The 14,742-nt window shown below is 43.4% G+C and carries 10 protein-coding genes; 6 read left to right on the top strand and 4 right to left on the bottom strand.

The features are described from left to right. Positions 1-2 precede the first annotated feature (2 nt). The 3 genes from ACMUMQ_RS13045 (at position 3) to ACMUMQ_RS13035 (ending at position 4,214) form a co-directional block, all read left to right on the top strand. Positions 3-3,137: an efflux RND transporter permease subunit gene (locus tag ACMUMQ_RS13045; RefSeq protein WP_414682423.1), complete on the top strand. Its 3,135-nt coding sequence runs from the start codon at positions 3-5 to the stop codon at positions 3,135-3,137. 11 nt (positions 3,138-3,148) lie between these two features. After that, positions 3,149-3,496, top strand: a complete 348-nt coding sequence (locus tag ACMUMQ_RS13040; RefSeq protein ID WP_414682422.1) for a copper resistance CopC family protein — start codon at positions 3,149-3,151, stop codon at positions 3,494-3,496. Between the two features lie 274 nt (positions 3,497-3,770). After that, complete coding sequence (locus tag ACMUMQ_RS13035; protein WP_414682421.1) at positions 3,771-4,214, top strand: DUF411 domain-containing protein; 444 nt, start codon at positions 3,771-3,773, stop codon at positions 4,212-4,214. A 136-nt stretch (positions 4,215-4,350) separates the two neighbouring features. On the opposite strand, the gene ACMUMQ_RS13030 is transcribed toward ACMUMQ_RS13035, so the two are convergent. The 4 genes from ACMUMQ_RS13030 to ACMUMQ_RS13015 all read right to left on the bottom strand — a co-directional run bounded on the left by ACMUMQ_RS13030 (position 4,351) and on the right by ACMUMQ_RS13015 (position 8,626). Next, positions 4,351-6,879: a heavy metal translocating P-type ATPase gene (locus ACMUMQ_RS13030; RefSeq protein ID WP_414682420.1), complete on the bottom strand. Its 2,529-nt coding sequence runs from the start codon at positions 6,877-6,879 to the stop codon at positions 4,351-4,353. Then, positions 6,866-7,315, bottom strand: coding sequence for a MerR family transcriptional regulator (locus tag ACMUMQ_RS13025; protein ID WP_414682419.1), 450 nt, complete (start codon positions 7,313-7,315; stop codon positions 6,866-6,868). The genes ACMUMQ_RS13030 and ACMUMQ_RS13025 overlap by 14 nt, the downstream gene beginning before the upstream one ends. A gap of 479 nt (positions 7,316-7,794) precedes the next feature. Further along, positions 7,795-8,166 carry a methionine-R-sulfoxide reductase gene (locus ACMUMQ_RS13020; RefSeq protein WP_414682418.1) on the bottom strand — a complete coding sequence of 124 codons (372 nt, stop codon included), beginning with the start codon at positions 8,164-8,166 and terminating at the stop codon, positions 7,795-7,797. Positions 8,167-8,224: 58 nt separating this feature from the next. Then, entirely contained in the window at positions 8,225-8,626 is a 402-nt protein-coding gene (locus tag ACMUMQ_RS13015; RefSeq protein ID WP_414682417.1) for a GFA family protein, read from the bottom strand. Between the two features lie 263 nt (positions 8,627-8,889). On the opposite strand from ACMUMQ_RS13015, the gene ACMUMQ_RS13010 reads away from it, so the two are divergent. The 3 genes from ACMUMQ_RS13010 to ACMUMQ_RS13000 all read left to right on the top strand — a co-directional run bounded on the left by ACMUMQ_RS13010 (position 8,890) and on the right by ACMUMQ_RS13000 (position 14,670). Next, a complete protein-coding gene (locus ACMUMQ_RS13010; RefSeq protein ID WP_414682416.1) occupies positions 8,890-9,141 on the top strand; it encodes a hypothetical protein in 252 nt (83 codons plus the stop codon). Positions 9,142-9,274: 133 nt separating this feature from the next. After that, a complete protein-coding gene (locus ACMUMQ_RS13005) occupies positions 9,275-13,750 on the top strand; it encodes a PAS domain S-box protein (protein WP_414682415.1) in 4,476 nt (1,491 codons plus the stop codon). Next, the gene (locus ACMUMQ_RS13000) at positions 13,747-14,670 is read left to right on the top strand and encodes a GGDEF domain-containing response regulator (protein WP_414682414.1); all 924 of its coding nucleotides are present in this window, start codon (positions 13,747-13,749) and stop codon (positions 14,668-14,670) included. Before ACMUMQ_RS13005 ends, ACMUMQ_RS13000 begins: the two co-directional genes overlap by 4 nt. The last annotated feature ends 72 nt before the right edge of the window (positions 14,671-14,742 follow it).

The following is a 14,742-nucleotide window of genomic DNA, read 5'->3' as shown; positions in this document are numbered from 1 at the left end:
TCATGATAGCTGCAATTATTCGATGGTCTATCCATAATCGCTTTATGGTGTTGTTGGCCAGTATGGTGTTGGTGGCGGTCGGGCTGTATTCCTTAAAAAACACCCCGGTTGACGCCATTCCAGATTTGTCTGATGTGCAAGTCATTATTAAGACCAGCTACCCAGGCCAAGCGCCACAGGTGGTAAAGGATCAGGTTACTTACCCTTTAACCACAGCAATGCTGTCGGTGCCAGGCGCGCAAACCGTACGTGGTTATTCATTTTTTGGCGATTCATATGTTTACGTCATTTTTGATGAAAATACCGATATGTATTGGGCCCGTAGTCGTGTTTTAGAATACTTGAGTCAGGTCGCGCCCTCGTTACCGAGTAATGCCAAAGCCCAGTTAGGTCCAGATGCCACAGGTGTCGGTTGGGTTTATTTGTACGCCTTAATCGATAGGACAGGCAACCTTGATCTTGCCCAGTTGAGGTCGTTACAAGACTGGTTCTTAAAGTATGAGTTGCAAACGGTACCGGGAGTTTCTGAAGTAGCTCCCATCGGTGGCATGGTGAAACAATATCAAGTCAGTGTTAGCCCAGACAAACTGCGTGCACTCAATATGCCACTAAGTCATATCCAAAATGCCATCAAAAGGGGCAACCAAGAGGTGGGGGCCTCGGTCATTGAGATGGCGGAAGCGGAATATATGGTACGTGCCTCCGGGTACATTCAAAGCATTGAAGATATTGAGGCGATTCCGCTAGGGGTTAGTGCCAGTGGCACGCCGTTGACCATTAAAGATGTTGCCGAGGTGGGTATTGGTCCGCAAATGCGTCGCGGATTAGCGGAACTGAATGGTGAAGGTGAAACGGTTGGCGGTGTTGTGGTGATGCGCTTTGGCGAAAATGCACAACAAACCATTGCCGGTGTCAAAGCAAAGCTGGAGAGCTTAAAGTCCAGCTTACCGGAAGGCGTGGAAGTGGTTACGGTTTACGACCGCTCAGGACTGATCGATCGTGCCGTCAATAATTTATGGACCAAACTGCTGGAAGAATTTCTCGTGGTAGCACTGGTCTGCATGGTGTTTCTATTTCATGTACGTTCTTCTTTAGTAGCGATTATCAGTTTGCCAGTTGGTATTTTAACGGCCTTTATTGTTATGCATTGGCAAGGTATTAACGCCAATATCATGTCGCTGGGCGGCATAGCCATTGCTATTGGTGCCATGATTGATGGCGCCATAGTAATGATAGAGAACCTCCATAAGCATATGGAGAAAGTTGAGATGACCAAGGAGAATCGTTGGCAAATTGTCACTAAGGCGGCAACGGAAGTCGGGCCAGCTTTATTCTTTAGCTTGCTGATTATTACTGTGAGTTTTGTGCCGGTATTTACTTTGGAATCTCAAGAAGGACGGATGTTTGGGCCACTGGCCTACACCAAAACCTATGCCATGGCAGCATCGGCGGCGCTAGCTATTACCTTGGTGCCCGTACTTATGGGGTATTTTGTTCGCGGCAAAGTTGTGTCGGAACACAAGAATCCGATTAATCGTGCTCTGGTGGCTGTCTATATGCCAGCCTTAAAAGCGGCGTTGCATTACCCCAAAACCACCTTGTTGTTGGCAGTAATGGTATTTTTCGTTGGTATGTGGCCATTGAATAAATTAGGCAGTGAGTTTATTCCTAATTTGGACGAAGGCGACTTGATGTACATGCCAACGGCCTACCCAGGTATATCTATCGGCCAAGCACGTCAGGTGTTGCAACAAACGAATAAGCTGATTATGACGCTTCCAGAGGTGGAAACGGCGTTTGGTAAAGTAGGGCGTGCGGAAACCGCAACCGACCCAGCCCCATTGACCATGATTGAAACCTTTATCCAGTTAAAGCCTCAGTCACAGTGGCGAGAAGGTATGACCAGCGACAAAATCAAACAGCAGCTGGATGAAATGGTGAAGATTCCGGGTATTACTAATGCCTGGGTGATGCCCATTAAAACTCGTATCGATATGCTGGCAACGGGGATTAAAACTCCGGTAGGGATTAAAATTGCTGGTCCAGACTTAACTGTCATCCAAGGTATAGGCCAGCAACTTGAAAAAATCCTTAAGCCCGTCGAGGGCACAGCATCGGTTTATTCTGAACGGGTGGCTGGTGGTCGCTACGTTAAGGTGGATATCAATCGTCAGAAAGCTTCACGTTATGGCATGAATATTCAAGATGTGCAGCAAGTTATCTCATCGGCTGTCGGGGGTATGAATGTTACCAATACCGTTGAGGGCTTGGAGCGATACCCGGTCAATGTCCGCTATCCACAAGAGTATCGTGACTCTCCAGAGCAGCTTAGCCTTTTACCTATCGTTACCCCGAACGGATTAAGAATAGCCTTAGGAGATATTGCTGAGGTCTATGTAGAAGAAGGCCCTCCAGGGCTGAAAAGTGAGAATGCGCGGCTAAATGGCTGGACCTTTGTGGACATTGAAGGCGTAGATATCGGTCGCTATGTAGAAAATGCCCAGCAGATTGTCGCTGAGCAAGTGCAGTTGCCTGCGGGCTACTCATTGAACTGGTCTGGCCAATACGAATACATGCAACGGGCAAAAGCCAAGTTGACCTATGTAGTGCCTCTTACCCTACTGATCATCATAGTGTTGCTGTACATCAATTTCCGTAATTTATCTGAAGTGGCCATCATTATGGGCACTCTGCCATTTGCCATGGTTGGCAGTATTTGGCTGATGTACTTGTCTGGCTTTAACTTCTCCGTTGCCGTCGGGGTTGGATTTATCGCCTTGGCCGGTGTGGCAGTAGAAATAGGCGTCATTATGTTGGTGTATTTAAATCAAGCGTGGGATGAAACCCTAGAAAAATGCGCGGACAAAGGTTTATCACCAAGAATCGAGACACTCTACCATGCGGTATTGCATGGTGCTGGTATGCGGGTGCGTCCAGTAATGATGACAGCCGCATCTATTATCATTGGTTTATTACCCATTTTATACGGTACAGGTACGGGCTCAGAAGTAATGAGTCGAATTGCCGCGCCTATGGTGGGTGGCATGGTCAGTGCGGTGGTTCTAACACTGTTAGTCTTGCCAGTTGTCTATTTTCTATGGAAAAAATCCTCTTTAACTCAATCGAACTCACTTTAAAGGAAAAGATTATGAATAAATTTAAACTGTTAATGGTCTCTGTGGCCTTAATGGTCTCTGTTAATGCTTTGGCTCATGGAATGATGGCGATGACTGTTCCAAAGGATGGAGCCATGCTGATGGCACAGGCAGAAAAGATAGAGTTACATTTTAAACAGCCGATGCGAGTGATGAGTCTTAAGGTTATTGCCTCTAATGGTGTCCCAATTCCTCTTAAGCTTGACCGTAAAGCTCCTGCACAACAACACTTTCAATTAGCTTTGCCGAATATTAAGCCGGATACCTACCGAGTTGAATGGAAGGCTATGGGGGGCGATGGGCATGTGATGAAAGGTGATTTTAGTTTCATGCAGCATTAAAGATTGATCGTGAGTAGAGAGGCGGTTTGATACTTATGACAAGTAGGTGAAATATTCAAATAAAAGCCTTGGCTGAGAATTAAGCACAACTTAATGTCCATGAGTTAATTAGCTGGACTGTTGGGGCTAGCAAGCAGCTCCAGTAGGTCAATAATAGTACCAGATCAAACCCTCGCCTTTACTTGGCAGGTTAAGGGCAGTTATCTGTTTTTGGCAAGTGAGCAAAGTCGGTTACAACTAACCTTAAAATAAAGAATAAAGACTAGGAGTAATGATGAAAAAGATAAAAAATATTGCCGCGGTCGCAACGCTCGCGCTCATGAGCTCTAATTTATTAGCACAACCTGTGATGGACATTTATAAGTCACCAAGCTGTGGTTGCTGTGTAAAATGGGCCGCATTAATGGAAGAGCAGGGCTTTCAGGTTAATATTCACCATAGCGATGATTGGTCATCACTTAAGCGAGATGCTGGTATGCCGATGCAGTTGCAGTCTTGTCATACGGCACAGGTACAAGGCTATGTGATAGAAGGGCATGTGCCACCCCAAGAGGTAGTACGCTTATTGGCTGAAAAGCCTGATGATATAGCGGGTTTAGCGGTACCTGCGATGCCAAGGTATTCGCCGGGTATGGCATTACAAGGGGAAGCTTACCGAGGTTTTAATTTGGTTAAGTTTAGTTCCCAAGGGAAGATAGGCCTTTATCAAGCCTATTAAGATTTCACTTACCATTTAGGCCACTAGATTCATTTGAATCTAGTGGCCTAGTATTATGCAAAGTGATTTATTTTCCCCAAAACCACCAGATAATCGCCACAATTAACAGCACACCAAAAATATTGATCCACATAATTTACTCCTTAACCCTAGCTTGTGGGTTAGCGGGTTGATAAAGCCGTAAGCGGTTAGCGTTGCTCACTACTGTGATGGAGGAAAGTGACATGGCAACACCTGCAATAATGGGGCTTAGTAACCAACCTGTGATTGGAAATAACACCCCTGCCGCAATCGGTATACCGAGGGCATTATAAACAAAGGCCCCCCAGAGGTTTTGGCGGATGTTTTTAATCGTCGCATGGCTGATATCAATAATGTCTGACACCCCATGCAAAGAACTTCTCATCAAAGTAATGTCGGCACTTTCAATGGCAACATCTGTCCCACTGCCAATGGCAAAGCCCACATCGGCTTGAGCTAAGGCTGGGGCATCGTTTATGCCGTCTCCTACCATGGCCACTTTCAGTTGTTGTTGCTGAAAATGGCTGAGCCAGTTGAGTTTGTCGGCAGGCATTAGTTCGGCATAATACTCTTCTATATTGGCACTTTTAGCGACAGCGGCGGCCGTTTGTGGGTTGTCACCGGTCAGCATGACGACACGAATACCACGGCGCTTAAAGCGGCTAATGGCCTCAAGTGAATCATCGCGAATGGGGTCATTAATAGCGAATATGGCTTGCAGCTTTTGGTCCATGGCGAAATACACCAAAGTATTGGCTTGGGCTTGCCAGCTCTGGGCTTGAGTCTCAACCGCAGAGATGTCGATATCAAATTGACGCATCATTTTGTCGTTACCTAACAGCAGTTTTTGCTGTTGGTAAAAGGCGGATACGCCTAAGCCAGTATGAGATTCAAAACCACTCAGTTCCACGGGGGAACTTTTGCTTGCAGTATCTTGTACATAGGCTATCAAGGCATTGGCAAGGGGGTGATTCGCTCCTTGTTCTAGGCTCTTAACGAGGGGCAAGATGAGTGCTTCATCACCTAGAGCCTGAAAATGGCTGACCTGTGGCTTGCCTTGGGTAATGGTGCCCGTTTTATCGAGCAAGATGACATCAAGCTCACTGGCTTTTTGCAGGGCTTCACCATTGCGTATTAAGCCGCCAAATTCTGCTGCTTTACCCACGCCTATCATGGTGGAAATAGGGGTTGCTAAGCCTAGTGCGCAAGGGCAGGCGATGATCAACACGGAGGTCGCGGCAATCAGCATATACACCAAGGCGGGTTGTGGCCCTAAGTTGTACCAAGCGAGCGCCGTGATAATGGCTATAATCATCACGCTGGGGACGAAGATTGCAGACACACGATCGGCAAGATGGCTAATGGGCGGCTTAGAGTTTTGCGCTCTGGACACCATGGCAATGATTTGTGAGAGCAGGGTGTCATTGCCAACTTTTTGCGCTTCAAAGATAAAGCTACCTTGGCCATTAATGCTGCCTGCAGAAACCCTACTGCCCGTTTGTTTCTCCACTGGGATAGGTTCGCCACTTAACATGGCTTCATCCACACTGGTATGGCCACTCATGATTTCACCATCCACCGGGATTTTTTCACCGGCTTTGACGCGAATCTGATCGCCCAGCATGACTTGCTCTACGGGTACTATTTGTTCTTTGCCATCACGTATCACTGTGGCGGTTTTTACTTTCAGGTTAAGCAGACGTTTGATGGCGTCTGAGGTACGTCCTCGAGCTTTTAATTCAAAGGCTTGCCCTAAATTGATGAGGCCAAGGATCATCGCGGTCGCTTCAAAATACAGGTGTCTGGCTTCAGCCGGTAAATGGCTAGATGCCAAAACCACGACCATGGAATATAGCCAGGCGGTACCTGTGCCTAGGGCGATTAGGGAATCCATGTTGGCACTACGGTGGACAAATGCTTTCCACGCACCACGATAAAAGTGTTGGCCCGATAGCCACAGAATCATAAAGGTAATGATCCCCACTAGGAACCAAATACCTTGCTGCAAACTGGAGTCTACAGACATGGGGCCGCCTAAAAGCCCGTAAAGCATCAGCGGTACACCGACTCCTAAGCCCATCACACTGTGTTTAAGCTTTTGTTGGTAAAGAGCGGCTTCGCGGCTGTCTTTTTGGCTGGCTTCTGCCTCTTCATCGATAATTTCGTGACCATCATAACCCACCGCTTGAATGGCTTGAATGAGTTGGCTGGCTGGTAATTGCGTATCCACCGAAGCGGTGCGAGCGGCAAAATTGATACTTACCTCTTCTACACCGGAAAGCTTTGTCAGGGCTTTTTCTATGGTGTTAACACAGCCGGCACAAGTGACATTCAATAACGCAAGCTTGATGCTTGAGCTGGTGTTGCTAGGGCGTGATTGGTTGCTATCGATTATTTGATCAGCATTGTCTTGTTGCGCTGGCTGCTCTGAGGGCACAACAAGGCTTGCCTGATAGCCGCAGGACTCAACGATGGTAATGGCCTCGTCAATACCTAAGTCGGTAGTGAGTGTAAGCAGGGTTTTCTCTGCATTAATATTGAGCTCAACATTCTCGTCACTGGCTTTCAGGGCTGCGGTGAGCTTATTAACACAATTTTGACAACGTACGCCTGCAAGCGCCAAGGTATGGTTATACTTGCTCATTTTCCACCTCCTTTGTTATGGCTGCTGGGTGTTTATCAGACCATTCTTCAATCAAACAGCAGATGGCTTTGCCATCAGGAATGGTATCTGGCTGACCTTGCCAGCTTTGGTAAGTTGCTTCCATTAGGGCTAAATGTTGCTGGTATTGAGCAATTTTTTGCTTCGTTTGTTGGATCTGCTCTTGCAACAAACTTCTGACCTTTGGGCAGGGAGAAGTGCCTTGTTCCGACTGCTCAATAATGTCGGTAATTTGCTTTAGGCTAAAACCAATGCTGCGGGCATGGTTAATAAAGCGTAAGCGCTCAACCGCGCTTTGATCATATTCTTTATAGCCATTAGTGGGGTTTTTGCTGGCTTGGAGCAGTTTCTTGCGCGTGTAAAAACGCACTGTTTCCGGGGTGACACCCACTAATCTGGCGATTTCTGTGGTTAACATCTTGTACTCCTCTATAAAGTTGAAATCAGCTTTATGGGTCAGGAAAATTTATCCAAACAGATAGGCAAGGGTCAGAATAATGACCAGCATGACCAGTACCATTTTTATAAAAAGGGAGAGGCTCGTAGTACCGCCCTTAGGTGGCTTATTACAGCAATTCATTTCACTCTCCTTAAGTGATCATAAGTATTGATGACCAAGCCGAGTCTACAACATGTGTGTAGGACATACGTCAAGTTAGGCTTGTGTTTGTTTAATATGGCGCTCACAAAGTAAAGTGGCACAATTTAACTCTGGTTAGACAATATGGTGAGTGGTTCGAACAGTTGTAATAACTTTCATGCAAGTAGAATTGAAAGGCACTTGTAAAAAATTGATTGCTGGGAAGCGGCCAGCTTATAGTTCAATCAAGATACCGATTAGCTATACAGAATTGGCGCATTCAGGGTTTGAATGCGCCAATAAATATGGTGGTGGTTTTAAGTTTCGTTACTTATAAATTTCATTGAAATGGAGTTTACACAGTGACGGATATTGTTGGCAGTCAGCCTTTCGCCTTCAAAAACATGCCCTAGATGACCTTCGCAGTTTGCACAAACAATTTCCGTACGTCGTCCATCTGCATCTGGAACGCGTTTTACGGCGCCTTCTATCTCATCATCAAAGCTTGGCCAGCCACAATGTGATATGAACTTGTGTTCAGAAGTATAGAGCGGCACATCACATTGGCGGCAAAGGTATAAGCCCTTTGTCATTGTGTCAGTGTATTCCCCTGTAAACGGTCGTTCGGTACCTTTGTCGAGGATAACACTGGCCTCAGCAGGTGTTAATTTGTTGTATGAGTTGCTCATGTGAATCTATCTCTTATTCCATTATTAGAAAGTATTTAATAGCGTTTTGCTTTTAATACTAGCTAGTGGGAAATTCTTTGTGTTGTGGAATGTCGTCACAAATGTTGTGCCATTCTGCTTTTGAGTCAACAAAAATGTGAAAAGAAGGTGTTTTATCTATTTTGGTATCAAGTGTACCAATTCTTAAGCGAAGAATGTCTGGCATGCTTGGTCGACGGCTGTATAAAGGCGAAGCGCAGCGCTGACAGAATACACGGAAAACACCTGGTGTTGATTCATATTCGCTGACTAATTCTTGTCCTTTAAGTAAGCTAAACGCATTTGTTGGAATGCCTGCATTTGCTGCGAAAGCGGCGCCATTAGCCTTACGGCAATTTTGACAATGGCATTGCATGATGTCGCCTAGTTCACTTTGAATTTCGTATTGAATACCACCACATAAACAGCTGCCCGTTAACATAATTCATTCCTCTTTCTGATTATTCTTATGAACCTTAAATTTACCTATAAAAGACATCATATTCAAAATGTATCAGGGATATGTGCAATAAAGATGAAGCTTGTTTCTTTTGCTATTTTTATAGTGTCCTTCTCTATTACAAGAAGAAGCTATGATTGCTATAAAAAGCACTATAAAAGAACGCTTTAGGTTTATCTTTATCTTAGCCTATGATCTAATTTTTCGAGTACATTTTTGTTGAGACTTTTATCTAGGTATATCTTATGCGTTTTAAATTTTCCTTTTCTTTTATTCTTCTTCCAAGCCTTACTGTTTTGATGTCTTCAAATGCTCTAGCGATTGAGGATATCTGTACTCCAGAATTGAACTCTTATCTGGAGAAGGCTGAAAAAATAGTTGATACCAAATACATAAGCTCTAGTAAGAAGGAGGCGGCTCAAAAGATCATCGATAAGGTGAAAGCAAGCCGCAACGAGACGAATGATTGCATTTTAGTAGATAAACTACTTCCGTAAAAAATTGTGTCTTAAGGCGCAAATATTACGATTTCTGTTATGTTTTATAGAAAACAATACAGAAAGCGAGCCTTGCTTTAAGAGGGTTTTGTATCGCGTATTGCCTGTTAACTAATAATAAAAGGATGAGCAAATGGAAGGTTTAGTTGCTTCTTTAAAAGTTGCAAAGTCTCTTTTAGGGGCTTCCTGTGTGGGAGTTGTTTCTAATTCTGAGTCTATTGCCTTTTCTGGTAGCATTCATGACAGTTCATCTGATGAGTTAATAGGTATTTTCAAAGCCCTGTATTCCTTGCCTGCCATTCGTTGTTTAAAGGCTGAAGATCCTGCTCTGAAAGCAATTTATCCCTTAGAAGGGAAGGCTATATGTTGCTGCGTTGTAGAGCCTTTAGCAGATGTAGATGCAAGCCTAATTGTGTTAAGTGATCGTTCGTGTCCACTTGATTTAGAGGGCTTTGATAAACATCTAGTTTCTCTTACTAGTATCATTTCTTCATTGCTTTCTTCCAAAACGGGCTCTTCAGATCAGCAGTCAGGCCCTGATCAAGTGAGCCATACAGACCTTCTTAGGTTGAATAATAAAATTCCGACTTACATTGCATTGGTAGATCAAGAGCTACGCTATGAATTTATTAACGATGCTTATGCTCAACGATTTTCACTGTCCAAAAAAGATGCCGTTGGTACTTATATAAAAGACGCTATACCTGAAGAAATTTGCAGCGCGACAGAAGATTATGTAAGGAAGGCTTTATCTGGTGTTCCTGTTAAATTTGAGTATGCCTTAGAGCAAGGTGATGATGGTGAGCTGAGGTTTATTAATGCCTCGTACGTTCCCAGGATTAACGATGGAGAAGTAACGGGACTGTATTTGTACATGCAGGATATTACTTCTCAAAAGAGAACCTTGAATACGTTAAAAAGGCTCCATGAAGTAACGGCCAATTTTGACTTGTCGCATGATGAAAAACTGCAAAATATTCTACAAGTGGGTGTTGAGCAATTCTCTTTACCCATAGGCTTAATTAGTCGCATTGAAGGCGATGATTATTATGTTGAATACAGTCAAACCCCAGGAGGTGAAGTCTTACCTGGAGCAAGGTTTGATTTGAATGGAACATATTGCATTCATACCCTTAAGAGTGATGCTCCTACCTCGTATTTTCATACGGCCATAAGTGATATCAAAGAACACCCTTGCTATAAAAGTTTTGGATTAGAAGCCTATATAGGGATTGTTGTATATGTAGCAGGAAAGCGTTGGGGAACGCTGAATTTTTCAAGCCCTGATCCTAAATCACAACCTTTCGGTGATGATGACTATGAAGTGATGAAGTTGCTATCGCAGTGGGTTGGCAATGAGATTACTCGACATCAAGACGAATTAAATCTGAGTGTTGTGACACAGCAGCAACGACTGATCCTAGAAGCCGTACATGAAGGTATTTTTGGCGTTGATATAAGTGGCAATATTACATTTGCTAACTCAGCTGCTTGCCATATTTTAGGCTACTCTGTGGAAGAGTTGCTTTCACGTAATGTGATTGAATTGCTTTCCCATCGTGACAAAGAAGGTCAGCCATTTTCTCTAGACGAGAACCCAATCCAGAATAGTTTACTGAATGGTAAAAGTTGTTCGGCAAGAGGTGAGTATTTTAATAAGAGAGGCGGTTCGGTTTTTGTCTGTGAATACACTTGTGTTGCCATGCGTTCTGAGTCTGGGGAAGTGGAAGGGGTTGTTATCTCTTTCCAAGACAAAACAGAGCAAATTCAAAAAGAGAAAGAGCTCGTTGAGCAAAAATCTTTGTTCGAATCCCTATTTGTTCATGCCCCCGAAGCGATCATATTGGTTGGTAACGATCGTAAAATTAAAATGGTCAACCCTGCTTTTTCTGAGTTGTTTGGTTATCAGGAAGACGATGTTATTGGTAAGAGTACGCAAATGCTCTATGCGGAAGAAAATGACTTTGTTGAAAAGGGAGCGGCTTATGATCAAACCTCTCAGGATGTCCTTAATCGTTATAGAGTGAGTTACAAAAATAGCGAAGGCAATGTTTTTCATTCTGAAACCATTGGCAGCATGATTCATAACTCTGATGGGAGCTTTGGCGGTTACATTGGCCATGTTCGAGATGTTAGTGAGCGATTGGAAGTTGAACAAAAAATGATAGACACGCATTTGCGTTTATCAATTGCTACGGACACAGCAGGCATCGGTGTGTGGGAAGTGGATTTGAAAAACAATACTCTTCACTGGGATGACTGGATGTATCGCTTATACGGCTTCAATAAGGAAGAGCGGAAGCCACCTTATCAAGTTTGGACAGAGTGTGTTTACCCTGAAGATAGAGAGCGTTTAAAAAGCGCATTTGTGAATTTGGGGGAAGATGGTGGATATTTCATCAATAACGACAATGCACTTGATCAATCAGATCACTTGGATACGGACTTCAAAATCATTCGGCAAGATGGCCAGCTACGTTACTTAAAATCGAATGCGACTATTATCTATGATAAAGCAGGAGAGCCTTCTCACATCGTTGGGGTTAACATGGATATTACCTCTCGAAAAGAAACCGAAGTCGTATTGCGTGAAGCCAGTGATCGAGCCATTTCAGCGAGTAAAGCTAAGAGCGACTTCCTTGCCACCATGAGCCATGAGATCCGAACGCCTCTTAATGGTGTATTGGGTATGGCGGAATTATTAGCAGATACGTCCTTAGACTCAGAACAAAGACAAAACCTTGCGGTATTAAGAGACTCTGGAGAAAGTCTTTTAGAGCTAATTAATGGCATATTGGACTTCTCGAAAATAGAAGCAGGGCATCTTGCAATTGAAAGAGAAGACTTCAACTTAGAGAAAATCGTTTACGACGTGGCGCGTCTCTTAATGTTGAAAGCAGAAGAGAAAGGCATAGATTTGCTCATCGAGTTTGATAACAGTTGTCCACGTTTTGTTGTCGGTGATGCATTTCGAATTAAACAAGTTCTCATTAACTTAGTAAGTAATGCTATTAAGTTTACTCACACGGGCCATGTTTTAGTGTCTATCAAAGGGAATATGGATTCCCAAGGTATTGCGGCCATTAGTATGAGCGTGATTGATACGGGCGTGGGCATTGCCGAAGAGATTCAGCCTCATTTATTCAATGCTTTTGTTCAGGCTGACAGCTCCACAACACGTAAATTTGGTGGAACAGGGCTGGGGTTAGCTATTACAAAGCAACTGGCAGGATTAATGGGAGGGAATATTTCTTTGTCTAGTGAAGAGGGTGTTGGTTCTACATTTACCGTAACCTTATCTTTACCAGAGAGTCATGCTATTTCTAACATTGAAAAGATGGATGATGAGGCGTTGCTGGTCGCGAAAAAAACCTTGGTGATAGATGATAATGAAACTAATTTAACTATACTGAAGAACCAGCTTAAAGCCTGCGACATTCATGCCGATATAGAAGTAGATCCATTAGATGGTCTCGCCAGAATAGAGCAAGCAATTAAAATAGGCGTGCCGTATCAGATTATTGTTCTAGATTATATGATGCCCGAGTTAGACGGCTTAATGCTTTCGAAACTTATTCGGAATATCAGTGTATCTAACTACAAGCCGACTATTTTAATGACGTCATCCGCTGACTTTTTGTCTCAAGATGCTTTGTCGGCCGCTGGAGTGAATGTTTGTATTCCAAAACCGATGAGTGGATCTGTTCTTAAACAAGGACTGATTCAAGCTGTATCAGAAGATTTGCTCGGTCATCAGATTGCTTATGATAATTGGAGTGAGGCGGATGCTGATGTTGAGTCTCAAAACAATAGAAAAAACACCAAGCAAGGCTTGATACTGGTTGTTGAAGACATGAAAGCTAACATGGCAGTAGCTTGTGGCATTTTGAGCAAGATGGGGTTTGACATTATTGAAGCTGAAAATGGTGCTATTGGTGTTGCTATGTGGAAGCAGCACCAGCCAGATTTGATTTTTATGGATTTACACATGCCTGTTATGGATGGGTTGGCTGCAATGCGTAGTATTAGGCAAGCAGAAAAAAATAGTCAGAAGGTAAGAGTACCTATTCTCGCGTTGACGGCAGATGTTCAACAAGAGGCGCTATCAGAAGTTTTTCGGGCTGGTGGCGATGGTTTGGTGCCGAAGCCATTTAAGCAGAAGGAGTTTATTGAAATGTTGAACAAATGGCTGCCAGATAGTAAACGGGATTTAAGTAATCTGGGGAATGAAAATGCTCCTGTAGCAAGCTCAGCTTTTGAATCCGTATCAGATGTTGTGATTGATAAGGCAGTACTGAATGATTTAAAACAATTGCTAGGTAATGATTTTACTTTACTAATAGACGCTTTTTTTGGGGACGCAGAGCCAATTATGGTGTCTCTAAACGATATGTTGGTCATGGATTGCGAGAGTGTGGCTAAAGTGTCTCATAGTCTTAAGTCGATTAGTCAAAACGTAGGCGCTATTTCGTTGTCCACGATGGCAGCCCAGCTTGAGCAAGAAGCTCGTAATGGCGACGTACCTGATTTTGTACTTAAAACACAGGAATTAAGTGCAATGTATCAGCAGGTGAAAAATGAGCTTCAGAGCATGATGGCGGATTTATGAAGGTATTGATTGTTGATGATACAAACACGGATCGTCTACTTTTAAAGTTATATTTGGGTAAATTGGGCTATCAAGTTGTAGAGGCTCAAAATGGGCAAGAAGCAATTGAGCAATACATACGTCACTCTCATGACCTCGATTTGATTTTAATCGATGTGCAAATGCCTCAAATGAATGGTTTCGAGGCGGTAAAAGCCATTCGAGACATTCAAGAGAAAGAAAAGCAAGAATGGTTTCCCATCATATTTCTGAGTGCCAGCGCCAATGACAACGACGTAGAACAAGGAATTTGGGCTGGTGGTGATGATTATCTTATTAAGCCGATTAGTCAGAAAATCCTAGTAGCTAAAATGCTGGCGATGAAGCGGATTTCAGATATGAGACGCCGTTTAGTCGATATGAATGAAAAACTTGAAAAGATCGCTTCTACTGACTTTTTAACAGGTGCTAGTAATCGTCGTGCTTTTGAGTCTGTATTAGAAAGCGAAATGTCTTCAATAGAAGAGAACAGTAATGGCTTAGCGTTCGCCATTTTTGATCTAGACAAGTTCAAAGCAATCAATGACACCTACGGGCATGCTGCCGGAGATGAAGTTTTAGTCGAGGTGGTTGATCGGATCAAGAAAAACCTAAGAGACGTGGATTTGGTAGGGCGTTTAGGTGGGGAAGAATTTGGTATTATTCTTCCTAATATTAGTGAAGATGAGGCTTTTGATATTTTTGAGCGTTGTCGTCATGTGGTTGAAGAAAAGCCAGTTTTGCATGAAGAAATGGTTATTTCTGTAACAGCGAGTATCGGCTTCACTATCTTTGAAGGGCATTATTCTAAAGATACTAAAATGGAAGTCTTAAAGCATGCGGATACGGCTTTATACGAAGCGAAGAATACTGGTCGAAACAAAGTGGTTGAATATCAATAAAAGCAATATGTGTCTTACAGCTCATAAAAAAGCCGAAACATGATGTTTCGGCTTTTTTGTTTATTGGTACTT

It is taken from the genome of Marinomonas algae, assembly GCF_047525555.1.
Classification (GTDB): Bacteria; Pseudomonadota; Gammaproteobacteria; order Pseudomonadales; family Marinomonadaceae; genus Marinomonas.
The sequence above is the reverse complement of the archived record's forward strand: the minus strand, read 5'-3'. Positions and strand labels throughout refer to the sequence as shown.